Genomic DNA, 19371 nt, shown 5'->3' on the forward strand with positions numbered 1-19371 from the left:
AAATATGTTAAAAATCAAAAGGTGTTAAGGCTCTTGCTAAATACAATAGCCCAATCTTTACTATTAGAGAGAATCATTACAGGAAACTGCACTATGTAGCGAAAAAAGACTCAAGTGCTTAGTTACTTAAAAATAAAAATATAAAAAATGCTTAACCACCTGGTTCTTTAAATAAACAGATGCATAATCTAGACTGTAGCCGCTAAAAGATCATATTCAAGCACAGACTTACACCTTATAACAGGGATAGTCGCAATCAAAAAAAGCCCTTCAAGAAAGGGCTTTTTTAGGTGTTTCTTAGAAACAAATGGTGATAATACCGATCCTCTAGTCTTTACTTGATATACGATTTATAAAGATAGACGGCCATTTGCACCTTTAAATAGTCTTCGAAAAGATTAAAATCCAGATGAAGAATTTCTTCAATTTTTTTAATGCGGTTATAGAGGGTATTTACGTGAATATGTAAGTCTATAGCCGTATTTGTCATAGAACGATTATTTTGGATAAACGATAAAAGCGTATGAAAAAGTTCCCCGTATTTTTGTTGATCCTTCCATAACTGAGAAAACGTTTCTTCTAGGAATGAGGTAATTTCTTCGGAATGGTGATGTAAAAAGAGACGGCTGATCCCGATGTCTCTGTAATGCAGGACGCCCTTTTTCTTTTGCTTTTTTAATTGAAGCAGGGCCTTTTCGGCTTTTACATGATTTTCTTCTGCCTGTTCTGGATAGTAATGTCCTGTACAGAGGCCCGCTCGAGCGGATACGGGAAACTGCTGGTTCCACCAATGAATAGTACTCTCCACCATCTCAATAAAGCGGCCTTCATTGCCTCCATTAAGGGAGGAAGAAAAGATGGTAATTTTGTTATTATAATGAAAAAGAAGACTGTTTTTTAGATGTAACTTCTTCTTCAGTTGTGTGAGTAGTAACATGGCATGGTTTTCAAGTGATTGCAAATCCGCGATTCCATCAAGCTCGATTAAAGCGGTCATGTGAAAAGAATGCGGTTGAATTCCTAATTCCCCTGCAAGCAGTTCCACCTGTTTGAGATTTTTTGTCTTTAGATATTGCTGATACGCCTCATAGGTTTTTTTATACATAATCTCCGTTTGTGACCGAAGCTTCATTATTTCTAAAGAGAGAATAGGCGCTCCTTGTTCAAGGATTAAGCAGTCAAGCGGTGACATGCCGCTAGGGGCTTCTACAATTAAGCATCCTAAAAAAATCGATCCGGACCGAATCGGGTAAATATAGTAGTCAGTTTGGACTGAATCATAGATGGACACATAGGCAGGCTTCGTTTTATTTGTAAAAAGCAGTAATAGATCATCAAAGCTTTGGTGGAAAGGAATATTGTGTTCGGGTTTGCATTCTCCTGAAAGGTAATCTAAAAAGAATAGTTTTTTATCCATCAGTTTATTCATTTCAACGATAATGGAATCGAGTCCTCGGTTTTGCATCGACAATCTGGTTAGGAGATTGTGGATGTCTGTCCTCTTTGCCAGTAATCTATTGGCATCCGTGAGCTTTTTTGATAAAAACGTGACTTCCTCCAGGCTTTTTTGTACCTCCATGTGTAACTGAGCATTATGGATGGCAATCGCAGCTTGAGAAGCAAAACTCTGCAAAAAGAGAAGGTCTGTTTCATTGAGTCCATCTTCTTTATCAAAGCAGTGAAGCGTCATAACGCCAATTTTATTGCTTCTAAAAGAAATGGGAACCGATAAAATAGACTTAATATTTCGCTGCCCATGTGCTATTTCAAGACAGTCTATATTCTCTTTTCTTAAGTCAAACATATTTTCATAAATTTTTGCTTTTGATCCTATCAAACTTACAGTACCGTCCCGATAGACCCTTCCAGTAATGGACTCACCCACATTTATCTTAAAAAATTGGATATGATCGTTAAAACCAACGTAGGACTTTATCACTAGTTTGTTGAGAAATTTGTCATAGAGTTGGATATACCCGGCATCTGCATTCTGGACAATATTGATGGCACTATAAATAATTTTTTTCAACACTTTATCCAATTCAAGTGAAGAGTTAATGGCTTGAAAACTTTCAATCATATTTATCAGAGCATTTTGTGCCTGCTGATTTTCCATCTTTAACTCTCCAAGAAGGGAGCCTTTTCCCATATCCATGACCTCCACTGTGGATAATAACAACTAGGTTGAATAAACAGTGGAGATATCCACATTGTTTATCTATCTAATATTTTATACTATCTATTTAGTACTGAAAAGTACAAAAATTCAAACTATTTATGTATGCGGTTTCATTTTATGTAAAGGGGGATAGACATTTAGATTCTGTCTATTGTTTTTAGCCAGAAGGGTAAATTTTACAAGAACATGTTAAGGGGGAAGGTTATGCAAAACAGCATAAAAGTAAATAAGAAAAGGTATATTATTCTGACGTTTTTATTTATTGGCTGGTGTTTATCCTATCTTGATAGAATGGCCATGAATGTAGGAATTGTGGAAATTGCGAAGGATTTTAAACTCAGTCCGACTGTTATGGGAGTTGTGCTCAGCAGCTTTTTTGCCGGCTACGCTTTAATGCAGGTACCTGGGGGCTGGCTTGCTGATAAATTCGGTTCTAGAAAAGTAATAACCATTGCCATCATATTCTGGTCTTTATTTACAGTATTAACGGGGATGGCCTGGTCGTTGATGGCGATGGTAACGATTCGCTTTATGTTTGGTCTTGGAGAAGGCGCATATCCTGCAGCAAGCTCAAAAGCAATTGCGAGTGTTTTTCCAAAGAAGGAACGTCCTGGTGCACAGACCATTATGATGTCTTCCAATTCACTTGGCGGGGTCATCGCACCACTGATTGCAACACCATTACTTGTGTGGATTGGGTGGAAACATCTTTTTATTTCAATTGGTATTCTTGGTGTACTTGTCGCCTGGATCCTTTGGAAGTATCTTAAGCCGGAGAATATGATTGAGGACAGTTCAGAAGAAGCGGTTCAAGAAAAAGCTTCAATTAAAGATGTAATCAAGATCCCTATTACATGGAAATTAGCGGTAATTTGGTTTGGAATGAGCACGGTTGTCTGGGGCCTTATTTCTTGGATGCCCCCTTATCTGGTAGGAGTAAGAGGCCTTGACCTGTTGTCAATGGGAATGCTTACGTCCATTCCAGCGTTAACTGGAGCTATAGGGACTGTAGTCGCGGGCCAACTTTTCCAATCTTACTTAAGCGGAAAGGAAAAAATAGTTGCCATTATCAGTTCCATTTTAGTTATTTTGTTTCTCTACTTATTATTTAACGCACCCTCTGTAACTTTGGTGATTTTCTATCAATCTATTTGTTTGTTTTTCCACGGCACTGTATTTGCAACAGTCATGTCATTGCCTCATAAAGTCATTTCAAAAAGCAATATCGGCTCAGCAATCGGGATTATCAACCTAGGGGGAATGATTGGCGCGTTCTTTGCACCGATGGTCATGGGGTATTTAATTGAAGTCTTTAATGGATCCTATAACCCTTCTTTCATTTATTTAATCTGTTGTGCGGTAGTGAGTATTATTGCCGCTTTGTGCATTAATTCTAGAAAGGAACTTAACTTCGAAAGGAATGAGACGGTAACGGGGGGAAAATCCATGTAATGTTGTTTTATTTCAAAAATACTTTCCCGCATTAAAAGGAGTGAGTCGTTCTGAGTAAACAGGATATTCTACAATGGTTTAATGAGAATCAGCTTATTTTCACCAATATGGCCCAAAAGATATGGGAGCATCCTGAAGTGGCATTTAACGAAACATTTGCTTCAGAATTACAGATGGAGAAACTTAGCGAAGAAGGTTTTAAGATTAAAAGGAATATCGGTAATCTGCCAACAAGTTTTATGGCGGAATACGGTTCCGGTAAACCAATCATCGGCATTTTAGGGGAATTCGATGCCCTGCCGGGATTATCGCAAAAGGTAAGTACCGCGCGAGACCAAGTGGTTCCAAACGGACCGGGTCATGGATGCGGTCACAATCTGCTTGGGACTGCCGGCGTTGAAGCAGTACTGGCTTTAAAAACGGCCATTGATCAAGAAGGACTGGGTGGAACGATTCGCTATTATGGCTGCCCCGCTGAGGAAGAATTATCAGGCAAAACCTTTATGGCCCGAGCCGCATCCTTCGATGATTTGGACTGTGCCTTGACCTGGCATCCAGGTACTTCAAATGAAGTGACCAATTATAGCTTACAAGCGATGATTTCGATGAAGTTCTATTTTAAAGGAATTACCGCACATGCCGGTGCAGCGCCACACACCGGCAGAAGTGCTCTAGATGCAGTAGAACTAATGAATGTGGGATCCAACTATTTGCGGGAACATGTTCCTGATGGCTCAAGAATTCATTACGTTATTACAAATGGAGGACTTGCTCCTAACATTGTCCCTGATGAGGCGAGTGTTTGGTATTATTTGCGTGGAGCAACAAAAGAACTAGTCGAGCACATGCAAAAAAGATTAATTAAAATCGCCCAAGGTGCTGCGATGATGACCGAAACAACTGTTGCTTGGGAGATATTGGCTAATCCATATGAAACGCTGCCGAACCAAATATTAAATGATTTGATGTATGAGAATATGTTACAACTAGAATGCCAGGAGTTCACAGAAGAGGATTGCATATTCGCTAAAGAATTAGTCAAAACTCTAAATCATAGCAGAATAAAGGATGGCATTGAAGACTTGCTGCCTATCGCTTATCAGAACAATAAACACCAATTGGGAACATCATTTGGCGCTTCGACAGATGTTGGTGATGTATGCTGGATCATTCCTGTTGGACAAATTTCTACAACTTGTGCACCAGTCGGAGTCCAATTTCATACTTGGCAGGCTACCGCCAGCTTCGGCTCACCGATCGGTTTTAAGGGCATGCATCTTGCAGCAAAAACGATGGCCTTGTCGGTCTATGACCTTCTGCTAAACAAAGGTCATGTACTGGAAAAGGCAAAAAGGGAATTTGAAGAAAGTACGAAGGGTAAAACCTATGAACCAGGAATTCCAGAGGATGTTATGCCTCCTGTTAGAGAGTCTAAGCCGTATACCATGAAGGATAAAGCAACTATTTAAGCTGGTTTTTTTCCCAAGAAACAAGTAATTCTCTAGAAAAATTAATGATAATCTTCGCATGGATAGCGGGGAAGCTGTCCTCAATAAAGGCTATTGAGGACAAACCTCGCATGGAAAGCGGTGAAACTGTCCTCAATAAAGGCTATTGAGGACAAACCTCGCATGGAAAGCGGTGAAACTGTCCTCAATAAGGGCTATTGGGGACAAACCTCACGTGGAAAGCGGTAAAACTGTCCTCAATAAGGGCTATTGGGGACAAACCTCGCATGGTTAGTGGTGAAACTGTCCTCAATAAAGGCTATTGAGGACAAACCTCGCATGGAAAGCGGTGAAACTGTCCTCAATAAAGGCTATTGAGGACAAACCTCGCATGGAAAGCGGTGAAACTGTCCTCAATAAGGGCTATTGGGGACAAACCTCACGTGGAAAGCGGTAAAACTGTCCTCAATAAGGGCTATTGGGGACAAACCTCGCATGGTTAGTGGTGAAACTGTCCTCAATAAAGGCTATTGAGGACAAACCTGGCATGGATAGCGTGGAAACTGTCCTCAATAAAGGCTATTGAGGACAAACCTCGCATGGATAGCTAGAAAACTGTCCTCAATATGGAGGGCTCTGGCGAACAAAGACTTATTTGTGATGTCCCGTGAATTTAGTGGTGAAAAATTTGCGAATTAAATAATGATTTAACTTGTGTATTAATGTTTTGCACCTCACAAGTGAACCCGTTATGATAATCTCTACCCTTTTAAAACTTTTGCCTTGTATGATGGTGTACAAAGTAAGAGTTTTTTATTTGTTATAATAGATTAATCAACCTCGTTGCTCGCTATATAGAGCAGGTTTTATACTTTTTTCTCAAATAAGGACACGCTTATTTTTGTCTAAAGAACACATTTTACCTTAAGGAGTGGTTATAATGGCACGTGTTTTATTTATTAATGCTGGTTCAGAGGGACATGTCAATCCCACGATTGGAGTTGTGCAAGAGCTTATTGCGCGCGGCGAAGAGGTGGTGTACTTTACAATCGAAGATTTTCGAGAGCGTGTGGAGAAGACAGGGGCAACGGTAAGAACCTTTGATGTTCAAAAATTTGTAAAAGCCTTTATTTCAGGTGGAAGAAATTATTTACTCGAAAGAATCAACGGTCTTTTGCTTACAGCAGATATCGTGATACCTAGTGTTCTCGAGCAAATCGAAGGAGAACATTTTGATTATCTCATTCACGATTCTATGTTTGGCTGTGGATCTTTACTTGCCCAAATCCTTAAACTTCCCGCCATTAATTCGTGTACTTCGTTTGCACAGACAAAAGCATCCTTCGATAAAATGGCCGAACAGCTATCTAAAAACATTCCTCCAGAAATAGTTGAACCCATAAACGATAAATTTCAAAGTCTGACGGAAATGGTGAAGGAAAAGTATGGTGTAGAGATTCATTCTCCTTACGAGGTTTTTTGTAATCCCGCCCCACTTACGATTGTTTATACAACAAGGGAATTTCAACCTTTTGGAGAAGCATTTGACCAAACCTACAAATTTGTAGGAGCTTCCATCTCTTCACGAATAACGCAGGAAAACTTCGATCTGACTTCAATCAAGGGAAAATACCCAATTTACATCTCACTGGGTACGGTCTTTAACCAAGCAATTGATTTCTATAAGCTTTGTTTTAAGGCATTTGAGAACACCGATCATACTGTGGTCATGTCGATTGGAGAAAGAGTTCAACTAGCTGATTTAGGAGAGATTCCTAAAAACTTCATTGTAAAAAATTATGTTCCACAAACGGAGGTGCTGCAATACGCGAAATTATTTATTACACATGGAGGAATGAACAGTACCCATGAGGGTCTCTATTACGGAGTTCCGCTCATTGTAATCCCACAAAGCGCAGATCAGCCGATCATTGCCGGGCAGGTTGCCCATATCGGAGCCGGAATGAACATACCAATGCAAAGCTTGACTCCAACTCTACTACTTGAAACCGTAGATCATGTGTTAAACCACCCATCTTTCAAAACAGCTGCTGTCAATATGAGCGAATCCTTTCATAAATCGGGTGGATATCACAAGGCTGTGGATGAGATTTTTAACTATAAAAGTCAATTAGATCTTAAGTAAACCAAATTGACAACCAAAAGGGGATTTTGTATAGTAGGTGGCGAAGATTAGGATTGGAGTGAATCATTTGATTTCAAACTCTGAATTACAGCATTTAGATCTGATCGACCTATTAAGCGAGCGCCATAGTTTAGTTCGAAGAATCTCCGAGAAAGCCTGGAACGATCAAAGTGAGATTTATATTTCAAACTCTGAATGGTATATCATGGCTCGGATTTATAAAAAACAACCTAGTATTTCGTATGTGACAAAAAACGTAGAAATATCTCGTCAGGCGATACATAAATTTATTCAAAAGCTTTCTGAAAAAGGCTTAGTTGAAATTAGCAATGTGGAGAACAATAAGAAAGAAAAGTGTATCCAGTTAACCGCCTTAGGCGAAGAATGCTACGAAAAAAACGAGGCCCTTAAAGCTCTGCTTGAGAATAAAATAGCCGAAACAATAGGTGCTGAGCAAGTAACCATGCTGAAAAACCTGTTAAAGTTAGATTGGAAAATATAAACATTACCGCTAAAAAAAACCCCCGTTTTGTTAACTTAGTTGACGAAGCGGGGGTTTTCTTATATAGTAATATAGTCAATCTAGTTGACAATATTCGTCTATTTCACCTTTTATCAATTTTATGACCATTTCCTCTATCTCTTCCATAGTCGTGTCCAAGGATAGTGCTAATTCTTTAAAGAGGATATTCTGTATTTTGGTCAAAAGCTTCTTGTCCTGCTCAATGAATTTCTTTCCTTGGTGTTCAGCTTCTATTTTTTTTCGAATCAGTGTATTGATCACTCCAGCAATCTCAAATCTGTCACCGGTGCTGACAATATCGGAATAGATATGGAACCGCAGGTTAGGTTTGTCATTCCATGTTACCCCTGGACGTGTAAAGGATTCCAATAGTTCATGGGCTTCCTCTTTATGGATCAAATCAAGAATAGCTACCTTATCATTATTAACAGGAATACTTATCGTTAATTGATGATTATTATCCATAGGGTGCAAAACATAATAGGTGTTGGTAATGCCTGACACGGTTTTCTCGCAAATATCATCCACAGTACAAATGCCATGTGCGGAATAGATGACCAAATCTCCAATATTAAACATTTGTTCACTCCCCATATATTGTCAACTAAGTTAATAATAACTTAACAAAAAAAATTCGTCAACAAGGTTGACAAAAAGAAAAAATTTTTGATATAGTTAACCGACGTTAGTAGCAGGGGGTACTACGGAAAGGAATCATGGCTGGTTCATCGGAGTGCGACTAACTCTTTTCAGTGAACGGGGTATACGTAAGGACGAAATGTTAATCTCTCATTTTCCGAATCGGACTGAGAGTAGATTGATAGGATTTTACCAAAAGACAAGTGAAATAAATTAATTAAAGGGGTTTGAATCATTGAATCAACAAGTAAGTACGGCTCAGAATCAACAAATTAAAACAGGTCCAATCATGGCTGCGCTTTTAGTGGCAGGTTTTGTCGGACTATTTAGTGAAACGGCATTAAATGTTGCCTTAGGACAATTAGCTCAAGTATTCCAAGTTGGTCCAACAACCATTCAATGGTTAGCAACAGGTTATTTCTTAACATTAGGTATTTTAATACCTGTAACAGGTATTTTGATGCAAAAATTCACCACCAGACAAATGTTTTTGACTTCGATCATACTAAGTCTAGTCGGTACCATTTTAGCTGCTTCCGCACCCGTATTTGGTGTACTACTTACGGGACGTGTGATTCAAGCGGCAGGATTAGCGATTAGTTTACCGTTAACGCAAAATGTTATTTTCACCATCTTCCCTCCAAATAAACGAGGCGGAGCAATGGGACTCATGGGCTTAGTTATGTTAGCTGGTCCAGCATTAGGCCCAACCTTAGCAGGACTTATTTTGGATACATTATCATGGAATTGGATTTTCTGGGTTACCGTTCCATTCTTATTGTTCTCGCTTATTTTTGGACTTGTTTATTTACCAAATGTGAATGAGGTACGTAAGGTTTCGATTGATGCATTATCTGTTATTCTTTCGACGATTGGATTCGGTGGGCTCGTTTATGGATTCAGTGTATCCGGTGTTGCCGGTTGGACGAGTACAACGGTTCTTGGATCGATCATCATTGGACTTCTCGCACTCATCATTTTCTCCATTCGCCAAACGAAAATGGAGACTCCAATGATGAATCTAAAAGCATTTAAATCTCCACTTTTTGTGCTTGGTGTCATTATGAGTTTTATTACGTTCTTCAATATGTTGTCTATGCTTGTTATTTTACCTATGTATATGCAAATGGCGTTATTAATTGCCGCTTTTACAACAGGTTTAATCTTGCTGCCGGGCAGCTTGCTTAACTGTATCTTAGCTCCAACGATTGGTAGTTTATTTGACAAGTATGGTCCAAAAGCGGTGATTACACCTGGAACCATTCTCGTAGCAATTGGTTATATCCTTTATGCCCAATTTGGTACAGATACGGCTTTATGGATGGTTATCGTTACACATATTGTCATGATGTTAGGAATAGGGGCAGTGCTTGCTTCTGTCCAAACGAACACGTTAAATTCTCTTCCGAAACAGTACTATCCAGATGGAATCGCGATTACTCAAACAATTCAACAGGTAGCTGGTGCGGTTGGGATCGCGGTAATGGTATCGATTTTATCAGCAAAAGAGAATAGTTATTTAACAACCGTTGGAAATGAACCGGCACAAGCGGCTGCAGCAGGATCCTCACTCGTGTTTACGATTAGTTTAGTATTAGCCGTTATTAATATTGTCCTTTCATTTTTCATCAAAAAGCCGGCGCAAGCTGATGTAAAGGCAAAAGCTGCTGTAAAAACAACGAGTCCTATACAAGACAGAGTGTAACATTTCGATTACATTTTAGAGATTGAGAAGCTTTCAATTTAGTTGAGAAGGAGAAATGGCGGAATGGCAAATCATTATAAAAGTATTATCGTAGCAATAGATGGTTCAAAAGAGGCTGAATACGCATTTCGCAAATCAATCGATGTGGCAAAACGCAACAAAGGTGCATTACTAAACATCGTAAACATTATCAATACTCGTTCATTTGAAGCGTTTGACCCTTCAAGTGTGGAGCGTGCCAAACAGCAATCCGAGGAACTTTTAAATAGTTACAAGGCCAAAGCGGAGGCTGAAGGGATTGAGAACGTTAAGGTCGTCATCGAATATGGTTCACCGAAAAATACAATCACCAACGATGTTGCCAGCTTAGTTAATGCTGATTTAATAATCTGCGGCGCTACGGGGCTAAATGCGGTTGAGCTATTCTTACTTGGTTCCGTATCGGAAGCCATTGTACGTTCTGCTAAGTGTGATGTGTTAGTAATCCGTACCCCTGAGTGAGTGGATGATCCTTTTTAAAAGAACGTATCTGATTTTGATCAGATACGTTCTTTTTTTTAAACTAATCCATATAAAAACCAACCGGCCAAAAGGGGTCGCCATTGTCGGATAAGGGGCTACAACTAGCGGATGGGAGGCCGCCATTGTCGGATAAGGGGCCGTAACTAGCGGATAAGCAGGTCCAATTGTCAAGAGGCATAATATTCATTAATTAAAATATTTCGTTTAATTAGAAAAATAAAAATTGTTTGACTTTGGTATAACAATATTATAATATGTTATCAAGAACTAAGATTACTTCACTGTTTTATCGGAAAAGAAAGCGATTACACTCAAAAAAAGTGGCATTCTGGGGAAGATAATGCAGTTCAACCCCTCACTTTTTCAAGCGAGGGGTTTTTAATTAAAGTGAGGAAGGCTAAACGGGATTAGTTGTGTAAATGGGCTTTAGTAGTGTGAATTTGCTTGTGCTTTTTCCGTACCGACCGGTCTGTTTAGATGACTCGCTTTTAATGAAATCATCATATTCGACACCGTAATGGTGAGGAACTATTAAATGATAGGAGGTTTTACAATGCAAGATCATGTACAAGAAAAAAGTTCAGGTGTTGTTCGTACAGTTCTTGGACTAGTGCCAGCTCAAGAATTAGGTGTTGTCCTCATTCATGAATCACTTCTTTCCGTGGTGCCGGGTGCGGAATTTGCACCGGAGATTAAGATGGACAAGAGCGAGATTTTTGAGGTCTTAAAAAGAAAGCTTACTGATTTCCGTCGACTTGGAGGAAAGACCATTGTCGATCGCAGCGGTATGTTCCATGGCCGTGATGTAAAACTTTACGAAACACTTTCTAAAACGACGGGTGTACACATCGTAGCGTCAACAGGTTTAGGGCCAGAGCCAATGTTAAGCGGTTACTTTCTTACACCGCAAAAAAATCCGCCTACACCGTGGTCTGCAGAACAATTTGCTGATTTGTTCGCTAAAGAGGTGACAGAGGGAATCGTTGTACCACGGATTGAACGTTCAGGTCTAGCTGGCTTAGTGGCGTCGATCGCAAGTCCAAGTGGGATTTCAGAAAAAGAAACAAATCTTTTCCGTGGATCTGCACAAGCAGCTCTGGCTACAGGGGTACCTGTTTCGGTACAATACGGCGCAGATGCTGTTAATGATTTGGAAATTTTATTAGGTGAAGGCATTGATTCAAACCACGTTATCATTGGAGGGCTTGACCGTTTAGATGCAGTTAAAAGGAATGAAGCATTCGCTGTTGCACGTCGCGGCGCGTATGTCGCATTAGATCATGTTGGCTGGTCTTCACCTGAAGGCTATATAAATGATACAGACCGTGCACGTTTAATTGTTGAATTATTCGAAGAAGATCTTGGCGATAGAGTACTAATTTCAACGAATGCGGTTGGTGTGGCCAAAGGTCATGAAGCAAAGGATATCGACTATGACTACTTACTATCCACTTTCGTACCAATATTACGTAATGCAGGCGTGACGAATGAGCAAATTCAAATTTTATTAGAAGAAAACCCACAACGCGTACTTACTGTTGATGCTTCAGTAGCCGCAGAAAAAGAAGCCGTTGGGTCAGCGCAGAAAAAATAAAGATGAGGAGTGAATAAACAATGGGTAAGGTAAATACGGTTTTAGGCCCAATCGCGACAGAAGATTTAGGAATTACAGCCATGCACGAGCATATCGGATTCGGTCTGCCAGGATGTGACTTGGATACACAATGGTGGAAAAAACCTGAAGAAGCGTTTGATGTGACAATCCAAAAGCTGCGTCGTTTCCGTGAACACGGCGGCAAAACATTCGTAGACTGTACAGGGATTGGAAATGGACGCGATGTCGAGTATTTCCAAGTGCTGTCACGCAGAACGGGCGTTAATATTGTGGCTGTTACAGGTTTTGTAGCAGGTGATTCAGCGCTCCCATATTTCCGTAACAAACCAGTCGAGTATCTTACAGAATTATTCATCCATGAAATTACCATTGGGATTGACGGTACAGGAGCAAAAGCAGGTGCGGTCAAAGTAGGTGTAAGCCGCGGGGGGAAACTAAGCGAGCTTGATAAACGCATTTATCGGGCGGCGGCACGGGCAGCATTGAAAACGGGTGTTCCAATTATTACCCATTTATGCGTCGATGCAGAAACGGCCATTGCCATCTTTGATGAAGAAGGCTTACCACTTAATCGCGTCCTTATGGGTCATGCAGACGATGGCTCATATCTTAATGAAGAACGTGATAATTTGATCGCCGATCTAGGTGGATGGGTAGGCTTCGATACCATCGGTTATGACAGTGAGATGGAAGGTGCTCCATATTGGTCACGTCCTCGTCAAGATCGCGTTGAACATTTCCTTCGTTTCCTTGGTAAGGGTTATGTTGACCGTGCCCTTATTTCAGCTGATGCCAACTGCTGTGCTCTTGGCTGGCCAGGATTAAAAGGACACTCAGTAAACTACCTGTTTGAAGAATTCATACCTGATCTTCGTAAAGCAGGTGTGGGTGAAGAAGTATTTGAACAACTTTTAGTACACAACCCTGCGAAAATCTTAACCATGCAAGAGCCTCGTGTGCAGACTCCTGCGAATGACTTAACCATGCAAGAATCTCGTTAATTCGAAAAAAGGCAAGCGTTGCCAAACGGAATAAGAGGTGCCGGACCGGCTTCTGAACCTAGAGGCCGCGGCTCTTCTGATTATGCTGGTATGATTGAGCGTAAAGTGACGTGATGTGATTTCGGATAATGGTTGAACAATAGGAGCGGGAGGGTATCGAATTTATGAGTATTAAAGGAATGGCCTATATTGCTGGGGCATTTGAGCACCCAATACGGAAAGCTCCAGACAAATCGGTTGCCGTAATCCATGCGGAATGTGCAAAAGGTGCATTGGCAGACGCCGGACTTTCATTTGAAGATGTGGATGGCTACTTCTGTGCTGGTGACGCACCTGGCGGCGTTCTATCGATGGTCGATTATTTAGGACTTCATGTCCGCCATGTAGATGGTACAGATACAGGTGGTTCGTCTTACATTGCTCACGTTTCACATGCAGCACAGGCAATCGCAGCGGGAAAATGCAATGTGGCGTTGATCACAATGGGAGGCCGCCCACGCTCAGAAGGCAGAAGTGGTGTCAAACAGAAGGTAGTAGGTGCAAATGTCCCTGATGCACCATTTGAGCTTCCTTTTGGTCCAACCGCCGTAAACGAATATGCGATGGCGGCGATGCGCCATATGTATGAATACGGTACAACAAGTGAACAACTTGCATGGATTAAAGTGGCAGCTTCCCATCATGCCCAATACAATCCAAATGCGATGCTGCGCGATGTAGTAACAGTAGAGGATGTTCTTTCTTCTCCAATGATTGCCGATCCATTGCATCGTTTAGATTGCTGTGTAGTAAGTGATGGTGGTGGTGCAATCGTAGTGGTAAGCCCTGAAATCGCCAAAAGTCTAAAACGTCCGCTTGTCCGAGTCATGGGTGCCGGAGAATCACCGAAAGGATTATTGGGCGGTAAAGTAGATCTTACGTATAGCGGCGCAATATGGTCGGGGGCAGCTGCCTTTGAGGAGGCGGGGGTTACCCCTCAAGATATAAAATACGCTTCTATCTATGATAGCTTCACGATTACGGTATTGATGCAGCTCGAGGATTTAGGTTTCTGCAAGAAAGGCGAAGGCGGTAAGTTCGTTGCTGATGGAAACTTGATCTCAGGGGTTGGGAAGATTCCAATCAATACGGATGGCGGCGGGTTAAATAACAATCATCCGGCGAGCCGCGGCGGCATGGTGAAAGTGTTAGAAGCTGTGCGCCAGCTGCGTGGTGAGGCACATTCCCAGGTGCAAGTAAAAAATTGTGATCTTGCACTAGTACATGGTACAGGCGGCGGACTGGCGAGCCGCCACGGCAGTGCCACATTGATCTTGGAGAGGGTGTAGAAAATGGCAACTCTGTATCAATCCAGAACGATGGCGATCCCAGAGAATCATCCAGAACATCAAGAGTTTTGGGAGGCAGCTGCAGAAGGAAAGCTGCTCATAAAACAGTGCGATTCCTGTGGTGAATATCATTATTATCCGCGTGTCCTCTGCCCCTATTGCATGAGTGACAAGACGGTATGGGAGGAAGCAAAGGGTACCGGCAGCATTTACAGCTTTAGTGTGATGCGAAAAGGAATTCCCTATACCATTGCTTTTGTTGAACTTGATGAAGGTCCAAGAATGATGACGAATATCGTCGATTGCGATTTCGATTCAATCCGAATTGACCAACGAGTAAAAGTGGTATTCAAGCAAAGCGGGGATCAAGACAATCCGGGGCCTTTTGTGCCGTGCTTTACACCAATTGAAGGTTAATAAAGACAGTTCATGTTTAACATGTGAAATCCTGCAGCCATGGCTCAACATGATACATGAACTTTGAGTGATATCACAGTGGGATTAAAAATTTTTACGGTTGAACTTAATAGTTTTTCAAACATATAGGTTTTAAGTCTCTTAAACACATATTTAGAAGAACTAAGAATAGGAGCGAATTGGAATGATTATCACTAAGGACGTAAGCATTAAAATGCGTGATGGTGTGCATATCGCTGCCGATATTTACCGTCCTGATAGCTCGGAAAAAGTACCAGCCTTACTTGCTCTCAGCCCATACGGAAAAGAGCTGCAAGCACAAGCGCTAACATTACCGCCGCAAGCACGCCCAAGTCATCTTTGGAACGGAGCAATTGAAGCAGGTGACATTCGTGAAGTTGTATCGCGAGGTTATGCCCATATTATCGCAGACGTACGCGGTACAGGTGGTTCTGAAGGTCAAATGTGCGGAAACTATAACTCTGGCGGTCATGGAGATGGAAAAGATATCTATGACCTCGTGGAATGGTTAGCCAAGCAAGATTGGTGTGACGGTAACATCGGGATGATCGGTATTTCATACTTTGCATCCGTGCAAATTTTAGGTGCAGCGGAGCAGCCGCCACACTTAAAAGCAATCTTTGCGAACGGCGGCCACTTCGATCTTTATGAACTATGTTATCACGGCGGGATCATGTGGTTAATGCCGCGTGCTTCTCGCGAAGGACGCGGGGGCGACAGCGGTAACGCCTTCAATAACGTAGCAAGTAAGAGCTCAAAGGTATTCACCCTAGAAGAGCTTCAACAAAAAACGCAAGAACGCTTAAACGATCCAGATATCGCTCATTGGTCAGATTTCGTTCACCTTTTACATTATCAAGACCGTCACGAATTATGGATCGATTACTTACTAAATCCACTTGATGGCCCATTCTGGCAAGAAGGGAACGCCATGGATGTAGCCGATAAAGTCACAATCCCAACCTACTTCCAAGCAAAATGGGGCCGCGGTTGGAACGTGGAAGGCACAATCGAATGCTTCCACAAAGTAAAGGGTATTAAAAAGCTGGATATTCAAGCGCTTCCACCGATGTTAGAGCGTCCGTTCCATGAAAGCCATGACGAAATGTTCCGCTGGTATGATTACTGGTTAAAGGGCATCGACACAGGCATTATGGACGAACCAACCGTGCAGTTCTCTGTTGAAGGGTCTTACAAATGGCGTAAAGAAGAGCAATGGCCATTGCCAAATGAAGAAAAGAAGGATTTCTACTTACGTCCTCGCCACAAAATAAGCGAGAAACCAGAGCCATTAACATCAGAATATGCCCATCCGGATGGCTTCTACCAAGCACCATTAACGGTAACGACAAAGTCAGAAATGCTTAAATGGACGAGTGATAAATTTCGAGAGCCTGTGGAAATGACCGGTACAGGTGCATTATATATCCATGCGGAAATAGATACAGAGGATACTAACTTCATTGTGAAACTTTATGATGTAGATCCTAGCGGCAAACGTACATTAATGACATCAGGTTATTTAAAAGCCTCTCATCGTGAATTAAATGAAGAAAAATCAACATATGGTGAGCCATGGCACCCACATAACCGGGTGGTACCAGTAATACCTGGTGAAATTAACGAGTATGCGATTCGCTTATATCCATTTTCATTTTTAATAAATCCAGGACATCGGATTGAATTAGAGCTTGCCTGTAACGAACCGCTCGATGGAGAAGATGCAAAATTGCTGCCGCCGGATAGCTATCACTTGCCAAGCGGCCGTGCAACAACGCATAAAATTTATCGTGATGCAGAACACCAATCACGTTTAGTCTTACCAGTCATTCCGAAACAATTTGACGTCACAAATAAATAATCTAACAGATTAGCAAGGAAATAAACGTAGGCTGAATTGGCCTGGGTCTCCTGCTGACAGACGATCCACAGCGCCTCTTGATTGAAGGCGTTGTGCTCATAAACTAGGTTAATAGGAGTGAACAAGATGACAAATGCAGTACGTGTTATACCGATTGAGTGTAAATTTGGTCCAATATCTGCATTTGCCTATTATGTGGATGCGCCAGAACCAGCGATCATTGATACCGGTGTCAGTATCTCGGCAAGGCAAGATATTGAGCCAACTTTAGCTAAGCATGGAATCCGGATTGAAGATATTCGCTGGATTTTACTAACGCATGGTCATGTGGATCATCTCGGTGGTGCCTATGCAGTATGGGAAAAAACCGGGCGAAAAGCCAAAGTGGTCATTCCCAAAAAAGAAGCCCGACTAGTGCGTGATAAGAATGAACATATTGTCGATTACAAGGCACTGCAAGGTAAATACATCACCGATCCAGCCATCCAAGAAAGACATATCTCCATGCTAACAACAGATATTGGCGACAATATCGAACCAAGCTTAGAAGTTGTGGAGGGCGATTCTATCCACCTTGGCGGTGATATCACGCTAAATGTGATTGAAACTCCAGGTCACTCCATCGGTTCGGTGACATTTGTATTGGATGGATTAGATTGGGCATTTGCAGCGGATGCAGTGCAAATGTATGGCGGTGCAGGCGGCTTACCAACAATTGAAAACCCAACCTTATATCGCAAAAGTGTACAACGTTTATTAGATGAAGTTCGGCCTAAACGATTATTTTTAGGTCACCCATTCCGCAATAGCAATGGTGACATGCAAAGTGCCCAATTGGAAGGTGGGCAAGTAGTAGCTTTGTTACAAGCGAGTCTTGATCGGGATGCCCAATTGCGTGAGGTCGCACGGCGCCATTTAGAGAATGGACTTCCTACTGAACACCATGAATTATATGGACCATTTGCGTCGATTGCGGATGAAATAGGCTATACAGGGGATCCGCGCCACTTACCTTGTGCATTCTTTGTGACGATACATGGTTACAAAGAAGAACTTATGGGTTCGCAAATTAACTGAGAGGAGGAAGATTAACATGATCCAAAAGAAGTTTGAAGATATAGCCAAGGCCGTTGCGGATATACATGATGGAGCAACGCTGCTTATTGGAGGATTTGGGGGAAGCGGGTTACCGTCCCATTTAATCGCTGCTCTTGTCGAGCAGGGAGCGAAGAATTTGACAGTCGTATCCAATAATATTGGAGCCGTTAGTGATGGGGTTGCCGCATTAATCAGCAATAATCAAGTTCGAAAGATCATCTGCTCTTTCCCTGTCGGTCCACACGCTGACGATTTGATTGCACGTCTTCAGAATGGAACGATTGAGTTAGAAATCACTCCGCAAGGAACATTAGCAGAACGCATCCGAGCAGGCGGCGCAGGCATTCCGGCCTTTTACACACCGACGGCAGCGCACACTGAACTTGGAGAAGGCAAGGAAACGCGTATGTTCAATGGTCGTTTGCATATCTTAGAGCAAGCCATCATAGGTGACTTCGCATTTATCAAGGGACATCGAGCAGATCGCTGGGGGAACCTTGTTTACAATAAGACCCAGCGTAATTTTAACCCGGTAATGGCCACAGCAGCAAAGATTACCATTGCCGAGGTAGATGAAATTGTAGAAGTCGGAGAATTGGATCCAGAGAATATTGCCACACCGAGCGTCTATGTACATCGGTTAGTAAAATTAGAAACTCAAACTGAAGGGAGGGTGTTAGCAAATGGGTAAAGACGAACAGAAGGTTGGATGGTCAAAGATCGAGTTAGCCACTCGAGTAGCTCAAGATCTAGAAGATGGATGGTTTGTGAATCTAGGGATTGGAATTCCGACACTTGTAGCTGATGTCATCCCTGAAGGCCGGGAAATTATTTTACACAGTGAGAATGGTCTGCTTGGACTCGGTCCAAAACCTGAACCAGGAAAAGAAGATATGGACCTTGTCAATGCTGGGAAGGAGCCTATCACATTAAAACCGGGCGGAAGCTTTTTCTCACAATCAGACTCATTTGCGATGATTCGTGGCGGTCACCTTGATGTAGCCGTACTTGGCGCCTTCCAAGTCTCAATGTATGGTGATCTTGCTAGTTGGAAGGTTCCGAATGATCCGCTTGGCCGTGTTGGAGGCGCCATGGATTTAACGGTTGGCGCAAAACGTGTCTTCCTCTGTATGCAGCATTGTACAAGGAAGGGAGAAGCGAAAATCGTGGAGGAATGTACGTATCCATTGACTGCGCCTCGCTGTGTAGATCGTATTTATACAGACCTTGCGGTGATTGACATAACCGATGATGGCCTTGTCGTCCAAGAACTGGCACCTGGCGTTACGTTTGATTACCTGCAGGATCGTACGGCTGCACCGCTTAAGATTCATGAGAATAAAGACCTGAAGGAAGTGACACTCCACAACAATGATTGAGCGCTTAAAAAAACGTACCATCGATCGTAACTCATCG

The 19371-nt window shown here is 42.0% G+C and carries 16 protein-coding genes; 14 read left to right on the top strand and 2 right to left on the bottom strand.

The features are described from left to right. Positions 1-334: 334 nt before the first annotated feature. Positions 335-2149 carry a helix-turn-helix domain-containing protein gene (locus AC3ANL_RS01410; RefSeq protein WP_488327509.1) on the bottom strand — a complete coding sequence of 605 codons (1815 nt, stop codon included), beginning with the start codon at positions 2147-2149 and terminating at the stop codon, positions 335-337. A gap of 234 nt (positions 2150-2383) precedes the next feature. Here AC3ANL_RS01410 and AC3ANL_RS01415 point away from each other — a divergent pair, with 234 nt between their 5' ends. The 4 genes from AC3ANL_RS01415 to AC3ANL_RS01430 all read left to right on the top strand — a co-directional run bounded on the left by AC3ANL_RS01415 (position 2384) and on the right by AC3ANL_RS01430 (position 7727). Continuing rightward, the gene (locus AC3ANL_RS01415) at positions 2384-3631 is read left to right on the top strand and encodes an MFS transporter (RefSeq protein ID WP_488327510.1); all 1248 of its coding nucleotides are present in this window, start codon (positions 2384-2386) and stop codon (positions 3629-3631) included. 137 nt (positions 3632-3768) lie between these two features. After that, positions 3769-5100: an amidohydrolase gene (locus AC3ANL_RS01420; RefSeq protein WP_488327511.1), complete on the top strand. Its 1332-nt coding sequence runs from the start codon at positions 3769-3771 to the stop codon at positions 5098-5100. 919 nt (positions 5101-6019) lie between these two features. Next, positions 6020-7225: a macrolide family glycosyltransferase gene (locus AC3ANL_RS01425; protein ID WP_488327512.1), complete on the top strand. Its 1206-nt coding sequence runs from the start codon at positions 6020-6022 to the stop codon at positions 7223-7225. Between the two features lie 37 nt (positions 7226-7262). Then, on the top strand, positions 7263-7727 hold the full coding sequence (locus AC3ANL_RS01430; RefSeq protein ID WP_488327513.1) for a MarR family winged helix-turn-helix transcriptional regulator: 465 nt from the start codon (positions 7263-7265) through the stop codon (positions 7725-7727). A gap of 75 nt (positions 7728-7802) precedes the next feature. Here AC3ANL_RS01430 and AC3ANL_RS01435 read toward each other — a convergent pair whose 3' ends face one another. Next, positions 7803-8327: a CarD family transcriptional regulator gene (locus AC3ANL_RS01435; RefSeq protein WP_488327514.1), complete on the bottom strand. Its 525-nt coding sequence runs from the start codon at positions 8325-8327 to the stop codon at positions 7803-7805. A 349-nt stretch (positions 8328-8676) separates the two neighbouring features. Between AC3ANL_RS01435 and AC3ANL_RS01440 the strand changes: the two genes are divergently transcribed. From AC3ANL_RS01440 to AC3ANL_RS01485, 10 genes are all read left to right on the top strand, one after another. Then, on the top strand, positions 8677-10092 hold the full coding sequence (locus AC3ANL_RS01440; RefSeq protein ID WP_488329640.1) for a DHA2 family efflux MFS transporter permease subunit: 1416 nt from the start codon (positions 8677-8679) through the stop codon (positions 10090-10092). 63 nt (positions 10093-10155) lie between these two features. Further along, the gene (locus AC3ANL_RS01445) at positions 10156-10593 is read left to right on the top strand and encodes a universal stress protein (RefSeq protein WP_488327515.1); all 438 of its coding nucleotides are present in this window, start codon (positions 10156-10158) and stop codon (positions 10591-10593) included. Between the two features lie 574 nt (positions 10594-11167). Continuing rightward, positions 11168-12208 (top strand): phosphotriesterase family protein, encoded by a 1041-nt coding sequence (locus AC3ANL_RS01450; RefSeq protein ID WP_488327516.1) that lies wholly within the window; start codon positions 11168-11170, stop codon positions 12206-12208. A 20-nt stretch (positions 12209-12228) separates the two neighbouring features. Continuing rightward, positions 12229-13230, top strand: coding sequence for a phosphotriesterase family protein (locus AC3ANL_RS01455; RefSeq protein ID WP_488327517.1), 1002 nt, complete (start codon positions 12229-12231; stop codon positions 13228-13230). Positions 13231-13394: 164 nt separating this feature from the next. Continuing rightward, positions 13395-14558: a thiolase domain-containing protein gene (locus tag AC3ANL_RS01460; protein ID WP_488327518.1), complete on the top strand. Its 1164-nt coding sequence runs from the start codon at positions 13395-13397 to the stop codon at positions 14556-14558. Positions 14559-14561: 3 nt separating this feature from the next. Then, the gene (locus tag AC3ANL_RS01465; RefSeq protein WP_488327519.1) at positions 14562-14975 is read left to right on the top strand and encodes a Zn-ribbon domain-containing OB-fold protein; all 414 of its coding nucleotides are present in this window, start codon (positions 14562-14564) and stop codon (positions 14973-14975) included. A gap of 184 nt (positions 14976-15159) precedes the next feature. Then, the gene (locus tag AC3ANL_RS01470) at positions 15160-16857 is read left to right on the top strand and encodes a CocE/NonD family hydrolase (protein WP_488327520.1); all 1698 of its coding nucleotides are present in this window, start codon (positions 15160-15162) and stop codon (positions 16855-16857) included. Between the two features lie 126 nt (positions 16858-16983). Then, complete coding sequence (locus tag AC3ANL_RS01475; protein WP_488327521.1) at positions 16984-17934, top strand: MBL fold metallo-hydrolase; 951 nt, start codon at positions 16984-16986, stop codon at positions 17932-17934. 16 nt (positions 17935-17950) lie between these two features. Further along, positions 17951-18646 carry a 3-oxoacid CoA-transferase subunit A gene (locus tag AC3ANL_RS01480; RefSeq protein ID WP_488327522.1) on the top strand — a complete coding sequence of 232 codons (696 nt, stop codon included), beginning with the start codon at positions 17951-17953 and terminating at the stop codon, positions 18644-18646. After that, positions 18639-19334, top strand: a complete 696-nt coding sequence (locus AC3ANL_RS01485; RefSeq protein WP_488327523.1) for a 3-oxoacid CoA-transferase subunit B — start codon at positions 18639-18641, stop codon at positions 19332-19334. Before AC3ANL_RS01480 ends, AC3ANL_RS01485 begins: the two co-directional genes overlap by 8 nt. Positions 19335-19371 lie beyond the last annotated feature (37 nt).

It is taken from the genome of Neobacillus sp. DHD-1R, assembly GCF_057747995.1.

Bases quoted from the DNA above. Each gene is read 5' to 3' on its own strand.
- AC3ANL_RS01410 (WP_488327509.1), bottom strand. From the start codon at position 2,149: ATGGGAAAAGGCTCCCTTCTTGGAGAGTTAAAGATGGAAAATCAGCAG.
- AC3ANL_RS01415 (WP_488327510.1), top strand. From the start codon at position 2,384: ATGCAAAACAGCATAAAAGTAAATAAGAAAAGGTATATTATTCTGACG.
- AC3ANL_RS01425 (WP_488327512.1), top strand. From the start codon at position 6,020: ATGGCACGTGTTTTATTTATTAATGCTGGTTCAGAGGGACATGTCAAT.
- AC3ANL_RS01435 (WP_488327514.1), bottom strand. From the start codon at position 8,327: ATGTTTAATATTGGAGATTTGGTCATCTATTCCGCACATGGCATTTGT.
- AC3ANL_RS01440 (WP_488329640.1), top strand. From the start codon at position 8,677: ATGGCTGCGCTTTTAGTGGCAGGTTTTGTCGGACTATTTAGTGAAACG.
- AC3ANL_RS01445 (WP_488327515.1), top strand. From the start codon at position 10,156: ATGGCAAATCATTATAAAAGTATTATCGTAGCAATAGATGGTTCAAAA.
- AC3ANL_RS01450 (WP_488327516.1), top strand. From the start codon at position 11,168: ATGCAAGATCATGTACAAGAAAAAAGTTCAGGTGTTGTTCGTACAGTT.
- AC3ANL_RS01455 (WP_488327517.1), top strand. From the start codon at position 12,229: ATGGGTAAGGTAAATACGGTTTTAGGCCCAATCGCGACAGAAGATTTA.
- AC3ANL_RS01460 (WP_488327518.1), top strand. From the start codon at position 13,395: ATGAGTATTAAAGGAATGGCCTATATTGCTGGGGCATTTGAGCACCCA.
- AC3ANL_RS01465 (WP_488327519.1), top strand. From the start codon at position 14,562: ATGGCAACTCTGTATCAATCCAGAACGATGGCGATCCCAGAGAATCAT.
- AC3ANL_RS01470 (WP_488327520.1), top strand. From the start codon at position 15,160: ATGATTATCACTAAGGACGTAAGCATTAAAATGCGTGATGGTGTGCAT.
- AC3ANL_RS01475 (WP_488327521.1), top strand. From the start codon at position 16,984: ATGACAAATGCAGTACGTGTTATACCGATTGAGTGTAAATTTGGTCCA.
- AC3ANL_RS01480 (WP_488327522.1), top strand. From the start codon at position 17,951: ATGATCCAAAAGAAGTTTGAAGATATAGCCAAGGCCGTTGCGGATATA.
- AC3ANL_RS01485 (WP_488327523.1), top strand. From the start codon at position 18,639: ATGGGTAAAGACGAACAGAAGGTTGGATGGTCAAAGATCGAGTTAGCC.